The 17,484-nt window shown below is 55.8% G+C and carries 19 protein-coding genes and 1 pseudogene; 10 read left to right on the forward strand and 10 right to left on the reverse strand.

Annotated features, from left to right (window positions below):
• Nucleotides 1-299: 299 nt before the first annotated feature.
• The gene (locus tag LB569_RS09520; RefSeq protein WP_224691995.1) at nucleotides 300-1,028 is read left to right on the forward strand and encodes a Crp/Fnr family transcriptional regulator; all 729 of its coding nucleotides are present in this window, start codon (nucleotides 300-302) and stop codon (nucleotides 1,026-1,028) included.
• 25 nt (nucleotides 1,029-1,053) lie between these two features.
• Nucleotides 1,054-1,299: a DUF6894 family protein gene (locus LB569_RS32010; RefSeq protein WP_411970199.1), complete on the forward strand. Its 246-nt coding sequence runs from the start codon at nucleotides 1,054-1,056 to the stop codon at nucleotides 1,297-1,299.
• Between the two features lie 53 nt (nucleotides 1,300-1,352).
• Here the strand turns inward: LB569_RS32010 and LB569_RS09525 are convergent, their stop codons facing one another.
• The 3 genes and pseudogenes from LB569_RS09525 to LB569_RS09540 form a co-directional block, all read right to left on the reverse strand.
• Nucleotides 1,353-1,616, reverse strand: a complete 264-nt coding sequence (locus tag LB569_RS09525) for a DUF6894 family protein (protein ID WP_224691996.1) — start codon at nucleotides 1,614-1,616, stop codon at nucleotides 1,353-1,355.
• 145 nt (nucleotides 1,617-1,761) lie between these two features.
• Nucleotides 1,762-1,995, reverse strand: coding sequence for a hypothetical protein (locus LB569_RS09530; RefSeq protein WP_224691997.1), 234 nt, complete (start codon nucleotides 1,993-1,995; stop codon nucleotides 1,762-1,764).
• An 881-nt stretch (nucleotides 1,996-2,876) separates the two neighbouring features.
• Nucleotides 2,877-3,057: pseudogene (locus tag LB569_RS09540) on the reverse strand (IMP dehydrogenase); the annotation flags it as partial.
• A gap of 59 nt (nucleotides 3,058-3,116) precedes the next feature.
• Between LB569_RS09540 and LB569_RS09545 the strand changes: the two are divergent.
• The gene (locus tag LB569_RS09545) at nucleotides 3,117-3,362 is read left to right on the forward strand and encodes a hypothetical protein (protein WP_224691999.1); all 246 of its coding nucleotides are present in this window, start codon (nucleotides 3,117-3,119) and stop codon (nucleotides 3,360-3,362) included.
• A 217-nt stretch (nucleotides 3,363-3,579) separates the two neighbouring features.
• Here the strand turns inward: LB569_RS09545 and LB569_RS09550 are convergent, their stop codons facing one another.
• From LB569_RS09550 to LB569_RS09565, 4 genes are read right to left on the reverse strand one after another with little or no spacing between them, the layout of a single operon-like run.
• Complete coding sequence (locus tag LB569_RS09550) at nucleotides 3,580-4,041, reverse strand: hypothetical protein (protein WP_224692000.1); 462 nt, start codon at nucleotides 4,039-4,041, stop codon at nucleotides 3,580-3,582.
• Nucleotides 4,028-4,612, reverse strand: a complete 585-nt coding sequence (locus LB569_RS09555) for a hypothetical protein (protein WP_224692001.1) — start codon at nucleotides 4,610-4,612, stop codon at nucleotides 4,028-4,030. Before LB569_RS09555 ends, LB569_RS09550 begins: the two co-directional genes overlap by 14 nt.
• Entirely contained in the window at nucleotides 4,591-5,826 is a 1,236-nt protein-coding gene (locus LB569_RS09560) for a hypothetical protein (RefSeq protein WP_224692002.1), read from the reverse strand. The genes LB569_RS09555 and LB569_RS09560 overlap by 22 nt, the downstream gene beginning before the upstream one ends.
• Nucleotides 5,823-6,263, reverse strand: a complete 441-nt coding sequence (locus LB569_RS09565; RefSeq protein WP_224692003.1) for a hypothetical protein — start codon at nucleotides 6,261-6,263, stop codon at nucleotides 5,823-5,825. Before LB569_RS09565 ends, LB569_RS09560 begins: the two co-directional genes overlap by 4 nt.
• Before the next feature lie 704 nt (nucleotides 6,264-6,967).
• Here LB569_RS09565 and LB569_RS09570 point away from each other — a divergent pair.
• From LB569_RS09570 to LB569_RS09600, 7 genes are all read left to right on the forward strand, one after another.
• On the forward strand, nucleotides 6,968-8,005 hold the full coding sequence (locus LB569_RS09570) for a transporter substrate-binding domain-containing protein (protein WP_224692004.1): 1,038 nt from the start codon (nucleotides 6,968-6,970) through the stop codon (nucleotides 8,003-8,005).
• Between the two features lie 46 nt (nucleotides 8,006-8,051).
• A complete protein-coding gene (locus tag LB569_RS09575) occupies nucleotides 8,052-9,257 on the forward strand; it encodes an ABC transporter permease subunit (protein ID WP_224692005.1) in 1,206 nt (401 codons plus the stop codon).
• Nucleotides 9,257-10,228, forward strand: coding sequence for an amino acid ABC transporter permease (locus LB569_RS09580; protein ID WP_224692006.1), 972 nt, complete (start codon nucleotides 9,257-9,259; stop codon nucleotides 10,226-10,228). Before LB569_RS09575 ends, LB569_RS09580 begins: the two co-directional genes overlap by 1 nt.
• Nucleotides 10,228-11,007: an amino acid ABC transporter ATP-binding protein gene (locus LB569_RS09585; RefSeq protein WP_318013101.1), complete on the forward strand. Its 780-nt coding sequence runs from the start codon at nucleotides 10,228-10,230 to the stop codon at nucleotides 11,005-11,007. Before LB569_RS09580 ends, LB569_RS09585 begins: the two co-directional genes overlap by 1 nt.
• A 192-nt stretch (nucleotides 11,008-11,199) precedes the next feature.
• Nucleotides 11,200-12,171, forward strand: coding sequence for an asparaginase (locus tag LB569_RS09590; protein WP_224692007.1), 972 nt, complete (start codon nucleotides 11,200-11,202; stop codon nucleotides 12,169-12,171).
• A gap of 78 nt (nucleotides 12,172-12,249) precedes the next feature.
• Nucleotides 12,250-13,704: a M20/M25/M40 family metallo-hydrolase gene (locus tag LB569_RS09595; protein WP_224692008.1), complete on the forward strand. Its 1,455-nt coding sequence runs from the start codon at nucleotides 12,250-12,252 to the stop codon at nucleotides 13,702-13,704.
• A 105-nt stretch (nucleotides 13,705-13,809) separates the two neighbouring features.
• Nucleotides 13,810-15,183 (forward strand): amidohydrolase family protein, encoded by a 1,374-nt coding sequence (locus tag LB569_RS09600; RefSeq protein ID WP_224692009.1) that lies wholly within the window; start codon nucleotides 13,810-13,812, stop codon nucleotides 15,181-15,183.
• Nucleotides 15,184-15,281: 98 nt separating this feature from the next.
• Here the strand turns inward: LB569_RS09600 and LB569_RS09605 are convergent, their stop codons facing one another.
• The 3 genes from LB569_RS09605 to LB569_RS09615 form a co-directional block, all read right to left on the reverse strand.
• Nucleotides 15,282-16,022, reverse strand: coding sequence for a class I SAM-dependent methyltransferase (locus LB569_RS09605; protein ID WP_224692010.1), 741 nt, complete (start codon nucleotides 16,020-16,022; stop codon nucleotides 15,282-15,284).
• A 331-nt stretch (nucleotides 16,023-16,353) separates the two neighbouring features.
• Nucleotides 16,354-17,148: an IclR family transcriptional regulator gene (locus LB569_RS09610; protein WP_224692011.1), complete on the reverse strand. Its 795-nt coding sequence runs from the start codon at nucleotides 17,146-17,148 to the stop codon at nucleotides 16,354-16,356.
• Nucleotides 17,114-17,425, reverse strand: a complete 312-nt coding sequence (locus tag LB569_RS09615) for a hypothetical protein (protein ID WP_224692012.1) — start codon at nucleotides 17,423-17,425, stop codon at nucleotides 17,114-17,116. Before LB569_RS09615 ends, LB569_RS09610 begins: the two co-directional genes overlap by 35 nt.
• Nucleotides 17,426-17,484 lie beyond the last annotated feature (59 nt).

Consider the following 17,484-nt stretch of genomic DNA (forward strand, 5'->3'; position numbering starts at 1 on the left):
GTTATAGTTGGGATGGATAACAGGGCCGCTTATGAACTCTGAATACGAACGCCGCCTTGCCCACAGGCTTTCGGAAGAAATCGCCATCACCGAGGCGCAAGCCTTGGAGTTGATCTCGCTCCGGGGAGCGAATTGGTCGTCCCTGAAACGGGAAGCGAACAGCATGAGGAACGGTTCTAGGTCGTCTACCCTGGCGCCGTCGTAGATGAAGTGCAGGCCACTGGTGCCGCCTGCTCTCGGAGCCGCAGCGGAACATTAGCGCCCCCTGTAAGTTGGGCGCCAACCCCAACAGGTTCTTGATGGCACAGAATCCTTCCTCGAACATTTTGATCCGTAAGCTCCAGACGATCTCTGACCTCGGGCCATCGGACATTGCGATCTTGGGAAACGTCGCAATTCAGGAAAAGCAATATCAGGCCAATGAAGACATTCTGAACGAGGGCGACCGCCCGACCCTTTCCTTCGTCGTTCTGGATGGCCTGGTAGGCTCGACCAAAATGACAGGTGACGGCAAACGTCAGATATCCTCCTTTTTTGTTCCGGGCGACATTCCCGACCTCCATGGTTTGCATCTATCGGTGATGGATTGCACCTTTACAGCTCTCACCCCCGCCCGGGTCGGTTTCATGCGCCATGACGCTCTTCGTGCCATGTGTGACCGGCAGCCTTCGATCACGACCGTGTTTTGGCGCTCGACGGTAATCGATGCCGCGATTTATCGAGAGTGGGTCACCAACGTTGGAAGGCGCGACGCTTATGCTCGGATGGCTCACATTTTTTGCGAACTCATTGTCCGCCTCCGCGCCGTAGGTCGCATTGACGATCATGTGGCCCATCTTCCCATAACGCAGGCCGCACTTGGCGATGCGCTTGGCCTTTCCACCGTGCATGTCAACCGAGTGCTCCAGGAACTTAGACGCGACGGTCTGATCTCCACCGCCGGTTCCCGTTTTCATGCAACCGACTGGGCAGGGCTCATTCGCGCTGGAGATTTTGACGCTACCTATCTGCACCAAAAGGCCCGCTGAAGCGTTGTGGCAATAGAGGTGTCCCATGGCGAGATATTTCTTTGACAGCGGTGACCGTGACGAGCTCGTGAAAGACGAGGTGGGAATCGAATGCGATGGCATCGAGGGAGCATGTCGTGAGGGCATAGAAGGGCTAAGAGACTTAGCGAGAGAATTCCAAGAGGGAGTCCAAAGCCAGCAACTATCCATCCATGTTCGGGACGAGGCTGGTGAAAGGCTGTTGAGCTTGAGCCTTACCCTTCAGCTGAAGCTGGGCAGGCAGACGGGTTAGCCGCCAGTGCAGCGGCTGGCTGCTACTATAGCGGCGGTTGCTCGGGGCAGTCGTCAGGTTTTTACCCGCTCTCCACCGGCGGGTCCGTTGCGTGACAGCTCAAATGTCACCTTTACCACAAACAGCGGGTTGCTGGCATCGTCATGCACATGGAAGGCGACTTCCCGGAGAGCTCCGTCCGGCATCTGGTCTTTTGCTATTTCGAGCAGCGCCCGTGATGCCTCATCTTCAGCGGCTTCCACGCTGGCAAGCTCGGTTCCTTCGCGGTCGGGAGACAATTCGCCGTTGTCGATGAGATCGAAGAAGAAGCGGGCCATGCTCTCCTAACTGCGCTGTCCAGGAAAAGTTCACTGTTCTGCTTTTTAGGGCGCGGCGCGAGTTGGCAGTTGGAGGTCCGCACAGATCCCGAACTCGGGTTTCTGGTTCATCGCGCGAGCAGTTCCCATTTCATGGGCCTGACACTCAACTCTTAAGCCCATCGAAATGGAGATTGATCCCGCGCAAAATAGCGTAGTCGCACACCATCGCCTCGATCTCCATGTCCGTTAATTGGCACGGGCCGACCGCAGTCTTGACCTCAGATACCAGACGGCTGACCGGGATTGGAGATTGGTTCACGCGGCAGTCCCTGAGGCTGCGATTGACGGCGTTGTGAAAACGCGAAAAGAAGGGCGAGACGTTCAAAGCGGTACTCATAAATCGCTCCCTATTTCTTCTGTTTTCGCTGATGAGCTGCCGTTCTTAGAGTGAGTGGCTCGGCTTGGCCAAGGTTCGGAGTCCAGCTCACAGGGGTGGTCCAAAGGCGCTGAGTCTGCTTTCCCCGTAAACGATGCTCGACGGCAAGCTATGGACAACGAATGACTCGCTTCGGAAACGAAATCATTAACCTAAGCAAGTCTGGCAAAGATGGTAAAATCTGTACAATCAGCGCGCCAGCTGTCTTCCGCTTGCTCACTCAGAAGGCTGCGATAGTGATGATGATCCGGCGACTCGGCAAACACTAGGCTCAAGCAACCCAAGGACGACTTGCGGCACGTCACAGCGCGATTGATGCGTTGGATGAGACGGCGTCTGCTAGCAGGCGGGACTCCTACAAGCTGCTTTATTCGGCCGTCGGAGCCGCGCCACCCTGTGATGCCATCCGAGAGGGCCTCAACGCTCAACATTTATGATCGGACAGCAGCATCTCCTCCTCATCGGCCGCAGCCTCGAACAGCAGCCGGAAGTCGTCGGTTGGCATCTTGCCATCCATAGCAGTGAGACATGCCTCGGCTGCGACCCGCCACTTGGGGCCCCATTGGGCCACCTCAGGAGCTCCTCGGCGGCGGCATCTACCCGCTCTATACCGACGCTAATCCCGGGACGGTCAGTCTTGACATACACCGGAGGGTTGAACCAACGCTGGGGCATCAGGCCTCTCGAACGTCAAAGGCGATGAGAAGCTGCCAAATGGGAGCTGCATCAACGATCAGTCGACCAACTGGCAGTCAGTCTCACGAAGATAGCGGCCGCGCTCGCGCACCGCTGCGGCGCTCGTCCATGGCGTGGTAGCCTTCGGCGACCTCGGCCAGCAGCTACTTGAGGTCGAAGACTTTGCCGGGTTTGATGCTGCCCTTGAGCACACGTCCATCAGATCTGGCAGAAAGCGGCGCACCGGCGCGGGGCCACCCAGCTGCGCTTCTGGCCGAAGAACAGTTTCTGGCCGTCGAAGCTCACCCCGTGCGGCACTCCGACATAGCCGATCGTGCCTCCGGGCCGCGAGCAGGCCAAGTGCCTGGTCGAAGGATTCTCCCGTGAGGGTGGCAGGCAGGGTAACTATGGAAAACTTGATAAACGAAATCGGTCCGCTTTGCCGGTCATCGGCCGGCAATCTTGACAGGCAGATCATCCGGCCGGTTCCGGGTTTGTCTTCGACCGACACCGTCATTGTCCCGGTTTGCGACGAGGCCGGTTTTACCGGGCCAAAGCTGCTCGACGACAATCAGGCGTTGCGCACGGCAACCTTGCGCGCCGTCGACGGCCGGCCCGAGCTGGCGGTCTGGCCGGCACCGCAAACGGCCTGATCCTGCCAGGTCAGTCGTGTGACATCATCGGAGGTCAAAGTGGCCGTTGCTGCCTGGCAGAGATCGGTGGGGGGGCGTTTTGACTCTGGAACTGCGCGCCGCAGCAAGCAGAACTCTCCTGTACGTTGACTGGATTGCTCAAGGCCAATCATAGCTGTGAGAAACGTGGTTGGGGCGTCAGGATTGGTGTCCACGAGGACGCTTACGTTCATGCGCCCTACTTGTTTCCGGAATAAACGATCGCACTTAGTGGGCCAAGCACCGCTACGTTGGCCATTCCGACGAGTGTAGTCGCTTCACTGTAACGCTGAATCAGTGTATCGCCCTCAAGTACAGGATAGAAGTAAGGTGAAAGCACATAGTACGTAAAAAGCAGGTTGGAAAGCAATGTTAAGAAAAAGGTAAACCAAACTATCTTCCTAGATGAATGCAAACCTTCAATTTTGGTGTTTAAGACATAAAAAACAACTATCGAAATAAGTGGAGAAAGAAAGCAATTTAATACATGGAAGCAGGCGATTGGAAGCTGATAGGGCAGAAGGATATATTTTCCATCGACCGTATTGAATCTGTACAGAACGACGATGCCGATATGAAGGCAGAAAAATAATATCCAAAAGCCGGAGATATAGTCTTCCAGCGTTAATTGGCGGAGGGGGAAATTCTTAGGAGCAGCCATAATTTTGTATCTCCTCGAGAATTTTTTTTTGCAAGATCGTATGGAAGTACCGTGGGTCAAAGTCCCCGGTGAATGGCTGGCTCTCTTGAGAGTTGCTCCCGGTAAACAGCGCGGTGACTGTTTGGAGTACGAGCGAGCGACCTTTCAGCCCAAGCCTGCCTTGGTAGCTGACGTAATATCTGTAAGCCTTATTCAGCTGGAACTGCGATGCCTCATTGTAGCCGTCTACGACATCGCCGCTCAGCGTAGAGGGACTGGTCCTCCATTCCGCGCCGATCGTTAGTGTCGAGAGCGGATCGGTAGTCGGCGGATCAAGCGACAAGCCAAGGTCGTCCAGCGCCTTTGCCGTTGCGACAACGATTGCGTCATCGGTAATCTTCTGGGCGTCACAGACATTCAACAGCCCAAAGCCCTGTTGCGGGCCGCCTCCGACGCCGCGCGAGACTCCGGACGTGAGCAGAGTTGTGGAGGTCACGGCCTGTGGCGTGCCGGCCTGTAGGTCTTCACACAGCGCTAGCGAAAAAAGGGCCGCCGCCGCAAGATTTGCTTTCAATCGGGTCTTAGCTTCCACACCCTCTCCTTTGGGTCGCAGGTCATTGCCACGGGATTTGGCGTGTCAATCTGAGGTGCGTACATGGTCAAATCAAAAAGCTGGTTCAACGCAGTTTGATAGCTGTCTCGCACTTTATCGAGCCGCTCCTCCGGTGGGGGGTAGGCACATCCGTCGGTGTCGACGCCGGTGAAGCCCAGCGTGGCAAAGGATTTGAAGAAAGGGGCAAACTCAATCTCAGGGACGGAACTAGCATCGACTGGCTTTAGCCAAAAATTATAATTGGCCAGAGCCTTGGCTGCATAATCGTCGGCCGCGAGCTCCTTTTCCTTGGCAACTTCGCACCCCCGCCTTTGGTCTTCATAATGACCAAGCCTGATATGGCCTGCTTCGTGCGCACCAATAAAAAAAAGCTTGTTCAGAACTTCCCTGGCGAACGGCAGGACATGCTTATAGGGATTATAGGCGGTCGCATTCTCCCCGTTAACGTAAACTTGTCCGATGGGAAATCGCCTCGGTTCATTGTCGTCAGGCGTATAGAGCGCGTATGCCGCTACATTAGTCGGCACATTGGAGGCCAGCAGCCCGCTCTCATCCGTGAAAGACAAAATCTCCTTCAAATGCCGCTCATACTCTGGCATGCCACCGAAATTGTGTTTGATTGCATCCGACACTACCTGCCTGACTAAGCCCGTTGTAAAAACAATCGTCCCAGATGCGTCAGAGAGTGCGTATTTATCGTCCGATTCTTGTACTTCGATCTTGATGTATGAGTTCTCGCGCTCAACGTTGGTTGGCTCGGCGAACATGGTGCCCGGGCCTCCAAAGCCCAGGGCATCCTCCAATGACTTTTCGATGGGTATTGTCTTCAGCGATTTGAGGAATGGCCTCTCATCCGCAAACAGCGCAATCGGGAGCTGTTCGATGAAATTGTCCACAGAGGCATATTTTACGGCAACCGCCTTAAATTCTTTATCAGGTCCAAGCTGTGCACGGAAGAATGGATCCGTTTCCGGACTGTTGCGCTGAGGGCTGAGGAAGTCGTTTTTTGAAACGCTTTGGAGTTTTTCTGGGAGTTCTACGGAGAGATAAGTGATGCTCTCGTTAAGCGGGAGGCACGCTTTGCCGAGTTTATCTGGAGTGGATGCCGTCACGCCGGTGGGAATCCCGACGCTACAGAGCATGGCAATGCCAAGAAGCCTGCGGGCCGCCAGATGCAGTTGAGAGAGGCTCATTTTGGATTCGCAATGAAATCCGGAATGACAATCGAAGGCATTGTGGCCGCGCTCTTGGCAATCGCACTCAAGGCGTCACGTCGAGCCTGGTCTTCCTCGGCCTGCTTCTGATTTGCAATTGTCGTTAGGGTCTGGCTGCCTTCCCCATTGCCGGCGCTCAGATCACCATTTTCAAGGCGACGAGCGAGATCCTGCGGGCCGTCATCAATGCCTTTGCCTTGCTCGTCTTCACTGCTGCCTAGGTTTCCCGAAAGCAGGCGGGCCGCGAAATCCGCCTCAGACTCCGTTTGCCCATTGCTTTTTTGATGAGACGAATCCCTGGTCGGCTTTTTTGTATCACCGGCGTTCGCGTGGCCCATGGAGAATACAATCACGAGCGTAGCCAAGGCTGCGCCGACCCAGTACTTCGACGGCCCCAATTTTGTATTGAATATCAAGTGTTCCCCCAAAGTCGCCCCAAGGGCATCATCGGACAAAATCTACCTAAAGGTCAAATCGTTTCCTGTCCCAGTGCCTATAAAAAAAGGCGAAGTTAGACGACAACCACACGCCGAAACTAGGGCTAAATGAGAATGCTCGCTTCTGGGCCTCATTGAGGTGGTCGATGATAATGCAAGGGATGGCCAGTAGCCCGGCAAGGATGGCTGCTTCGACACGTGCAGGGAGAACAGCCGGCCTGGCACAGTTGGCTGCTAGCGCGCGCCATGACCAAAACGGGCGCAATCGCGTCACTGCATGCTTTGTGCACTAGTAGCGGATAGTTGCACGCTACCGGCTTCGTAGTTCGCACACCAAGGTAGACCCAGTCACGTGCGCGCCGCGGCAGCATTGCCTCCGCCACCGCAGTGTTCGAGGTTCATCCAGCAGGCCAGTCGCATCGTCGTTGTGCCGTCAAGGCGTGGCCGTGACCATCTGCTGGAAGATAATATGGGGCGGATGTCAGCTTAATTGCGCAGCCATCTCCCGAGATAGCCAGATTATGGACACCCATAATTCTCAAAAAATGGAAATATAAATATCTTTTATTGATAAGAAGTGTGGACTTCCAAGAAGGCGTGTGACCTGCTTCAGAGGCACCTTGAACTCGCTTTAAAGTTCGACTCCGAAACTGGGCCCATTAATCAAAAGAAGGGGAACTCACATGCGCCTAACGTCCTCTATCGCGTATCTTTCCGCCGCGCTTGCGCTCGCAGGTGGAGCAACCACGGCGGCACATGCTACCGTGCTCGACAGCGTGAAGCAGCGCGGCGTGCTCAACTGCGGGACTGACAACACCACCCCGGGATTCGGCTATCTCAATCCAAAGACCTCCAAGATGGAGGGAGTGGATGTGGACCTTTGCCGCGCAACGGCGGCGGCGATTTTTGGTGACCCGGAAAAGGTCAACTTCGTGGTCGTCACAGACAAGAGCCGCTTCAATGCCGTTCAGACCGGCCAGGTCGATATCGTCTATGCGCACACCTCTGTGTTTGCATCTCGCGCAGCGGCGCTTGCGGTCGACTTTCTCCCGGCGTATTTTTTCGATGGTGGTGGCGTCATGGTGACGGCTGCGTCCGGCGTGAAATCGTTCAACGAACTTTCAGGCGCGGCGGTCTGCACCACACAAGGGTCCGGCAGCGAAGCCACGATTGCCCAAGAGGTCAAGGCTCGGAACATAGCGAACACAAAGATTCTGACGTTCGACAGCAGCGAGAAGCTCTTCTCTGCGCTGACCAGCGGGCGGTGCAATGCAATGTTCACTGACAAATCAGCTCTTGCTGCCTGGCGCGGAAGCTCGCAAAAGCCGTCCGACTACGTGATCCTGCCAGAGACCCTAGGGGTCGCGCCATTCGCGGGCATCGTCGTCCAGAACGACCCGGAGTGGCGAAAGCTGATGACCTGGACACTGTATGCATTGTTTCAGGCCGAGGATTGGGGCATCACCACAGCTAACCTGGCCGAGATGCAGAAGTCTGCTGATCCCTCAATTCAAAAATTCTTAGGTGTCAACGGCGGGTTCGGCGCGGACTTTCACGTTCCGGACACCTTTGTCTCCGACATGATCAAAGGCGTTGGCAATTACGGGGAGATCTATGATCGGTCTTTGGGGCCGAAGACCCCGCTCTATCTCGAGCGCGACAAATCGCCAAACGCACTCTTCAAGAACGGCGGTCTCTTGTACTCGATCCTGTGGCTCTGAAGGTCACATTCCGACGCCTCACGTTTTTACCTAGGGTCGCAATGGGATGAACAACGTTACGCAATTGCGGCTTGAGCCGGTTGCGCCGCCGTCGCGACGGCGGCGCGCCGCTCGCATCCGCCACAAAATGATACACGCCAGCGTCGTCATTGCCGCAATTGCAATCGTTGGACTCGCAGGTCTGGCAATCCAGCAAAGCCTGGGAGAGCGTGGGATCGCCTTTAGCTTCGGCTATCTATCGCGGCCCTCGCAGTTCAACGTCAGTGAGGGATTTGCAACTACCTGGCAGGGGTGGTGGCCCACATTTGCAGAAGCTACCTCCGCATCTACGAACCTGCAGATGCTTACCGTGGGCATATTCAATTCGATCAAAGTAGCGATACTCGCGATTATATTCTCCACGGTCATCGGTGTGCTCTTCGGCGTTGCCCGCCTGTCGACGAACTGGCTGATCCGACAGGCCGCTTTCATTGCGGTAGAGTTCGTTCGCAATACGCCTCTGCTGATACAGGTGGTCTTCTGGTATTTTGCCGTCTTCCTGCGGCTTCCGGCGGTCACAGGCGGGACGAACGTCGAGAAGTGGATCGTGTTTGGCCAATCCGGCCTGTTTTTGCCGTCGCTTCAAATATCCGATGGGACGGCGGCAGTGTCCTTGGCTCTGGTCGCACTCGCCATAGGATGCATGGTGTTCGCTTGTTCCCCGCGTTTCTCATCTGGCCGTCGTTTCGCTTTGCTTGGTGCGGGGATCTTGGCTGCCGGTACCGGGTACGCGACGGGCTTTCGCATGGACGTGGCCTTGCCCGTAATTGGACGCTTCGGTGCTACTGGCGGAATACAGCTGTCGCCCGAGATGTCGGCAATCCTGATTGCCATCACCGTCAACAGCACGGCCTATATTGCCGAAATTGTTCGCGGCGCGATCGAAGGATTGCCCAAAGGTCAGTGGGAGGCCGCCGCCGCGGTCGGACTGTCCCGCAGAGACACGATTCGAGATGTGATCCTTCCCCAGGTCTTCCGAATCATTCTGCCGTCCCTTGCGAACCGCTATATCAGCCTGACAAAGGACACGTCCCTTGGGATTGCGATCGGCTTTCCGGATCTTTTTAATGTAAGCGGCACGGTTGCCAATCAAACTGGGCACAGTCTAGAGACAGTCTTGATCGTCATGGCGATATATCTTGTTATCAGCTGGATGATCAGCGCTTTCATTCACGTCCTGAACAGGCGCGTTGTTTTGGATGGGGTGCGGTAATGAAAAAATCATTTAGGTGGCTTCGACGTAACCTGTTTGGAAATGCGCTAGACTCGGTTCTGTCAATTTTGGTCCTTGTGCTGGTTGCCTGGGTGATAGCGCGTTTTTCGAAATGGGCCGTCTGGGATGCGCATTGGCTAGGGATTTATGAGAGCCGCCGACTTCTGCTGGTTGGATTGTATCCGCCCGATCAGACGTGGCGAGCCTGGTTGATGCTGGGCATTCTTTGCACCGCAATTTGCGCCGTGATGGTACCCAAACTGCGCCGCTTCGCGGTTGTCGTATTGCTGACAGCCTGCGCGGCTGCCGTGCTTGTTTTGGCACCTCCCGGGCTCGATCGTTGGGGTGGGCTACTGCTCAGCCTGATGCTGGCTATCGTTGTCTCGGCTGCATCCTTGCCGCTTGGTATCCTCCTCGCGTTAGGCCGCTCCAGCCGCAACCCAAGCCTGAGAGCCTGCTGTGCTGGATATATCGAGGTGATGCGGTCGGTTCCGCTAATTCTCGTTGTGTATTGGATCTGGATTACCGTGCCGCTGTTTCTCCCGGAGATCTCGATCTCTTCTCTGCTGCGCGGCATGGTCGGCTACACGATATTCAATGCAGCGTATGTCGCCGAGTTTGTCCGCAGTGGCCTTCAGGCCGTGTCTCGTGGACAAAGGGAAGCAGCTCAGTCTCTGGGGATGTCGAATTGGACAGTCTCAACCGAGATCGTGTTGCCGCAGGCGATACGGGTCGTCCAGCCAGCTCTCGTCGGCAATGTGCTCGACGTTTTCAACGGTGCCACACTGGTGTTTATCATAGGGCTGACAGATTTCCTCCGAGCCGGACAGATGATCCTAGCCGACCCAGCCTCCAGCGGCGCAGTATATGAAGTATACATCTTTATGTTTGGTGTTTACTTCGCGATAGGATCGGCGATTACATTCGGAGCCCGGCGGATAGAAGCTCGTATGCAGAGGAGTACTCAGTGATGCTCAGGCAATCCAGTGGATCGATGCCGATTGTCACATTCGCCAACGTGAACAAATACTACGGTCCATTCCAGGCGCTATCGAACATCAGCCTTTCTGTTGCGACTGGCGAGGTCGTCGTGCTCATCGGTGCCAGCGGCTCAGGCAAGTCCACGCTCATCCGGTGTGTCAATGGCCTGGAGACGCATCAAAATGGCTCGTTGATGGTAGATGGGTTCTCGATGCCGACCACAGAAGATCTGGATCTTGGCGGCGCCAAGGCCTTGTCCCAAATCAGGCGTGGCGTCGGAATGGTATTCCAACAGTTCAACCTTTTTCCGCACAAGACAGTGCTGGAAAACATCACCCTTGCGCCGATGCGCGTTCGTCGCAAATCTCGCAGTGAGGCGCAGGATGTCGGCTTGCGGTTGTTGGAGCGTGTTGGCCTGCAAAGCCAGGCGCACAAGTACCCGGGGCAACTGTCGGGCGGTCAGCAGCAGCGTGTGGCTATAGCTCGATCCTTGGCGATGGAACCCCACGTCATGTTATTCGACGAACCCACATCAGCGCTTGATCCCGAGTTGGTGGGAGAGGTGCTTGATGTCATGCGTGAGCTGCGAAACGAGGGTATGACCATGATGATCGTTACCCACGAAATGGCTTTTGCCCGCGAAGTTGCTGACCGCGTGATCTACATGGATCGGGGCGCCATTGTTGAGGTGGGTCAACCCGAACAAATTTTCGATGAACCTCAAAATGACCGCACCCGGACCTTCCTGTCGCGGGTCTTGAAACACTAGGAACCGACGGCCGCACATAAGGGCAACCTTGTCCGTGCTGGCCGAGGCGACAAGTCACCGGTTAAGCGCTACCCGCTCTGGCTGGCGAGGTCCTTGGCCGACACGTGCGGGCACTCGTACGCAGCTTGAGCTGCAATTCGTAACTGATCCGACATGTGAGACTTTCGGACAGCGGACGCTGGGAACAGAAGAATGGAAACTGACAAGGGAAATATCCTCGTTTTGGCAACGGGTGGATCAATCGCGCAGACGTCGCCGAGTGATCCCACGTTGACTGGTGAGGCGTTGCTAGCGGCCAATCCCGAACTCAAGGAAAAGTTCGGCATTGTCGTAGAGCAGATCGCTCAGGTGTCTAGTCCCGACATCACCGCCGAACACTGGCTGGGACTGGCAAACCGTATCAACAAGGCGTTCACACACGACAAGGTCCGCGGGATCGTGGTCATGCACGGGACCGACACGCTCGAAGAGACCGCCTTTTTTCTCCATCTCATTGTAAAAAGTGACAAGCCGGTTGTCATCGTCGGAGCCATGCGTCGACCCTATGCGCTCGGTGCAGATGGGGCGGCCAACCTTTACCACGGCGTCGCCCTTGCCGATTGCCCAGAGGCGAGGGGTAGAGGTGTCCTCGTCGTGCTGAATTCAGAAATTCACTCGGCGCGTGATGTCACCAAGACCACCATCAATCTCGATGCTTTCAAGTCACCTGGTTGCGGGCCTCTTGGCCAAATGGTGAATGGGCGGCCGATTTTTTATCGGAGATTAGAACGCAGCCATACGCTTTGGAGCGCTTTCGCATCGGATCTGCGTCGCTTGCCCAGCGTTGCGATTGTCTGCAGCTACGTCGGCGTGACGCCTGATATACTCCAGGCAGTCGCGTCGTCCGCATATGAAGGGATTGTCTGGGCTGGAACGGGTAGCGGGAGCCTTCCCAAGGCAATCGTCCCGACTGCCAGAGCGATTGTGAAGAACGGGTTGGCGTTTGTCCGGTCTTCGCGTGTGAACTGCAGTTATATCCGGCGCAACGATGAGGTTGACGACGACGCGCTTGGTTTCGTCACCGCAGATTCTCTCAGTCCGCAAAAGGCCCGCGTCCTGTTGATGCTTTCCCTGAACCAGACCAATGACCCGGTGAAGATCCAAAGCTTTTTCGACACCCACTAGCAAAAAGGTGGCGTCGATGAATTGAAACGCACCCCTGGTCGCAGGTGCATCTCATCCGCGAGGAAGGAAACTAAACATATGTCATTTGGGAAACAGTCTTCCGCTGCGCACCTGCCGGAGCCAAAGCGGCTGCTTGTCGAAAGCGTTTTGAGTTACGCGGACGGCAATTTAGACGCCAGTTTAGATCGGCTGTTTGAGTTGTTGCGCATACCTTCTGTGTCTTGCGATCCGCTTCTCGCTCATAAGTGCCAAGAGGCGGCGTCGTGGCTGGCAACTAAGTTGGCCGACATTGGATTTGACGCCTCTGTTCGTCCGACAGCCGGCCATCCGGTCGTCATCGCTCACCAAAAAAAAGCAACGGGTCCTCACGTCCTATTCTACGGCCACTATGACGTTCAACCAGTTGAGCCGCTTGATAAATGGGAAGCAGATCCTTTTGATCCACAACTGAAGGTGCAGCCTGATGGCGATACCCAGATCATCGCCCGCGGCGCCTCGGACGATAAAGGCCAGCTTCTGACCTTCGTCGAAGCGTGCCGGGCATGGAAAACCGTTACGGGAGGTCTGCCTGTGAGCGTGTCCATGTTCTTCGAAGGGGAGGAAGAGAGCGGCAGTCCCAGCATGGATGAATTCCTGGATCAGGTCGGTGATGAGCTGCGCGCAGACACCATGCTGCTTTGCGACACCTATCTATGGAATGACGCTATTCCGGCAGTCACCGTGATGTTTCGTGGCCTGCTCGAAGGAGAAATTGAGATCGCCTGTGCCAGTCGCGATTTGCATTCGGGAGCTTACGGCAACGCTGCTCGCAATCCGATCCAGGTCCTGGCCGCATTGATCGCTAGCTTGCGAGACGACAGCGGGGCAGTGGCGATCGAGGGATTTTATGACGACGTCCAGGAACCTGATGAAGACCTCAAGTCCGAGCTAAAAAAACTCGATTTTGATAGCGACAGGTTTTTGCAGAATGTCGGCCTTTCACAGTCTGCCGGCGATCAGGCATATTCAGCCCTGGAGCAAATTTGGACGCGACCGTCCTGCGAAATAAATGGCATCGCCGGTGGCTATCATGGCGATGGGTTGAAAACGATCATTCCTTCGAAGGCTGTGGCCAAGATATCCTTCCGGTTGGTCGCAGGCCAGGATCCAGAAAAGATCCAGGCGAATTTCCAAGAGCATATCCGTGCCAGGCTGCCGGCCGACTGTACTGCGAAGTTCACCGCATTTGGTGGCAGCAAAGCATCGGTCATCCCTTCGAAAAGTGAATTCCTTCGACGTGCCCGTGTGGCTTTGAGAGATGAATGGAATTGCGAGTCCGTGCTGATTGGCAGCGGGGGATCGATCCCAATCGTGAGTGTCATGCAGAACCGATTTGGTCTGGCTTCCCTGCCGATTGGCTTTGCGCGCTCTGACAATCGTCACCACAGCCCGAACGAAAAGTACGATCTCTCCAGCTTTCACAAGGGGATCAGGACATGGATCAGGGTACTGGCCGAGCTTTCTGGTTGCGAGGACAATGGGCCGGAACGCTAGACGCAAATTCGTGGGCTGCGGATAAACCAGCTTAGCAGACTTCGAACAGCGTGGCGCTTCTGCGGCAGATGAGCTGCCTGCCCAAGAGACGAGCGGAGTAATGAAATGAACAGCAAAGCGGCTCAAGGTTTGGACCATCTGGGTCCCTTCCTCTCAAAACAACACCCTGAGTTCCTGGAAATCTTCGAAGCGGTCAATGCGCTGCCGATCGATGACGCACATTGCCATCTGGTCACCGATCGTGAGCCCTCCATGACGTCGACGCGGTTCCTGGAGCGCATGTCCCTGGCGGCCATGGACACTGTGCCTGCATATTTCCCCGCAGGGGTCTACGAGGAATGGCTCAGTGGTGACGAAGCCACGCGACATGACCTCAACAAGCGGTTCGGGATTCAGGAAAAGATCGACGGGATCATTGGGGACATTTCCCAAAGCATCTTTGTCAAATTTGTTGTGAAGGAGATGGCGCAATTTCTGAGCTGCGACCCACATATCGAAGCCGTTATGGAAGCCAGGAACGCTCGCACCAAAAATTACTGGGGCTACGTCAGCACTCTACTCCAGGACGTCGGATACGAAAACGTCATGGTGGATACCGGCTATTGTGAAGGCGCATCGGTGGAGGAGATCAATCGATATGACGACGGGATAAGGCCTTGTCGGATGAACAGGCTCGCCCGCATCGAGATGGTCCAAAAAGAACTCTTTCCTCTGGAAATTCCGTTCGACGAGTATGAGCAGCGCTACATCGCCCGTTTGTTGGAGCTGCTGGACGGCAAAGGAAATTACGGCAAGAAATCCTATGGGATGAAATCCTATCTTCTTCCCTACATCGGATTGATCGAACCGCTTCACGACAGGGAAACGGCTCGAGCATCCTGGGAGGCGCTGAGGCAATCCTATCACAAGATCCCGAAGATGGACCGCCAGTCCGAATACAATCTGTCCAAGGATCTGCGTCGATACAATTTCACACTTGCTCTTGAAGAATGCCTCAAGCGGGACATGCCCATGCAGATCCATACGGGCGACGGTGAGGCACCATCAGTTATCCTGCGTAACCAAGACCCGTTTTATCTTGAGGAAGTCTGCCGGTTTGATCGCGACGGGGTGATGCGCATGCCGAAGATTATTCCGCTTCACGCGGGCTATCCGTCTGTCGGCAAAGCCGCCTGGCTCAGCCACCTTTATCCGAACTGCTACTTCGAACTCTCGATCATGACACCGTTTGTGCACCAGAATTTGTTTCAACGGTATATGCAGGTGATGGAGGTCGTCCCGCTGTCGAAGATCCTATACGCCAGCGACGCGTTTCATGTTCCTGAGCTTTATTGGCTGGCCGGCCGCTGGGGCAAGCGCTACCTGGCCAAGGCGCTCACCGAGTATGTCGTTGGCGGAAGCCTAGACGTCGAGGAAGCAATCGAGGGCGCGAGAATGATCCTGTATAAGAACAACCGGTCATTGTACAAGCTCGGCTAAAGGTCGGGGCCACGTAACTAGAAGATATTCGACGGGGCTCCCTCCAAATTAGCAGTCGATTGCGAGCCGCCCGTGCCATGGCACGGGCGGCTTGATGCTTAACGCCTTTCTGTTTTTCGAGCTGAGACTAGAAGCATCATCGGACGCTCGAGCTCCTCGGCAAGTTCAGGCAACCGCTCAATCTGTTCGCGCGTAGGAGCGAATTCCTCAACCCGGCGTGACTCGAAGCCCGCATCAATCAGTGTGGTGAGCGTCGTGCCGAGGGTCCGATGGTACTTCAAAACGCCCTTGGCGAACCAGTCCGTGCGGCGTTCGCCCTCAAGTGAATAGCGGTTGACCGGCCAGGTCTTGCGGCCGTCTTCATCGGTGATCCAATGCGGATGCGCGGCAGCCATGAAGATCGGATGCTCTGCCGTAAAGACCAGATCTCCTGCGGGAACCAACGCCTTGTGGATCATGCGCGTGAGCCGCTGGAAATCCGCGACATAGTGGAAACTCAGAGCGCTGTAGACGAGGTTGAAAGCTGCCTCGGGCAGTTCCAACGTCGCGAGATCCGCGATTAGGTATTCAATGGTGGGGTCTGAGGTATCGGCCTTGGCGCGAGCGATCATGTTCTGGGACAGATCGACGCCAAGCACCGAGACTGCACCTTGCGCGCGCATCCACCTCGAGGCCCAGCCGAACCCGCAGCCCAGATCGGCTACGTGCTTGCCGGTCAGCTCAGGCAACATGGCCCGGATAGCCGGCCATTCGGGAGCGGCCTCCAACCCATGCACCTGGCGCGGCAACTGGCTGTAGCCAGAGAAAAAATCGGGGTTATCGTAGATATTCTGTGCCATGTTCAACTCCATCGTGAAAGGAGGACGAGGCACGTTTCACAGCCGAAGACCTCGTCCGCTAGGGGCGAGGCCTGGGTTGGCGATCCGCTTCTTCAGTTTGCGTGGTCGACATCCCGGCACCCCGCCGTGGGGATGCCGGCCAAGCGGGCGACAATATGGATGTCCTTCTCGACCATGGGCGCTATTTTGGCGAGACCTCGGCAAGTGTCAAGCCTGGGGCATTGATGGGAACTGCCTGGTCAGACAAGCCAGCCTTTGGCTGGTCCGTCACTTTGTACGTTGATGCAGGGGACGGCAAAGGACGATCGATGTAAGTCCACCTGTGGGCACATTAGCTGTCGTCTGGCAAAAAATCGCTACTTGACTCAAGTATCGTCTCGGACAGCAATTTGGCTGCGCGAACCAATGGTTCGCGGAAGTGCTGGAGGTCGTCAAAGCTGACGCGGGCAACTGGAACTGATACGCCGAGGCAGGCGATTAATGTACCGCCGGGCGCAAGGATTGGGACGGCGCAACCGACGACGCCCTTGACAAACTCCTCATTGGTGCGAGCCCATCCTCTTTTGCGCGTCTCCTCCAAAACTGTCAGAAGGGTATCGGGATCGGTTATCGTCTGGTCAGTATGCTGCTCCAGCTGCAATGACCGAACGAGCTTTTCGCGGGGCTTGGCAGGAAGCGTGCTCAAATAAATCTTGCCGGTGGACGTGCAGTGAAGTGGAGCACTGTGACCAGGATCAAATTGCAGGCTTTGCGGGGCCTTCACCCGTACGCTGTCAACATAGACAACGGCATTGTTGCGCACTATCCCGATCTCGCATTGCTCGCCGATTTCAGCCGCGACGTTTTGTAGAACGGCATGCCGGCGCGCTGTTCGGAATGCTGATCCGATCGTTTTGCCCGCTAGAACAACAAGGTTGTTTCCCACGACGAATCGCTTCGTTCCCGCGGCCCGCTGAAGCAGCCCGCGGGATTCGAGGTTGCCGATCAACCGGTGAGCGGTCGGCAGCGGCAGGTCGAGATTCTTGGCAATCTCTGCTGCCGTCACAGCCTTAATTTGTGTCGCGACGAAATCGAGAATTGCAAATGCCCGATCAAGTGGACCGTCGCCAGTGATGTTGTCGCTCATGGCCTAATTCACTCCAGGCATCTGGCTCAAAAAATGGACAAAATCGGATCGAAAATCGAGCATAGCAGCGAAAGGTGGGATTGGAAATTCCGATCACAGTCAGCGCCGTCGCTGCGAAGCGGGAGGTGCCGATCCGCTGCCAGATTGATTTGACGCTGACCAGTTCTGTCCTGTGCAGGTGGGGATGATCGTCCACGTCAGTCAGTTCCAAACCGTCTATAATTATCAAAAACCGGAATAAATAAAACCAAATAACGATATTACGATAGACCAGCACGCCTTTTTCAATATGCTCCGACTATCGCTGCCGGCATTGGCAGTGCGAGGCGCCGAGGG

Origin of the sequence: Mesorhizobium sp. BH1-1-4, from assembly GCF_020165665.1 — a bacterium.
Classification (GTDB): domain Bacteria; phylum Pseudomonadota; class Alphaproteobacteria; order Rhizobiales; family Rhizobiaceae; genus Mesorhizobium.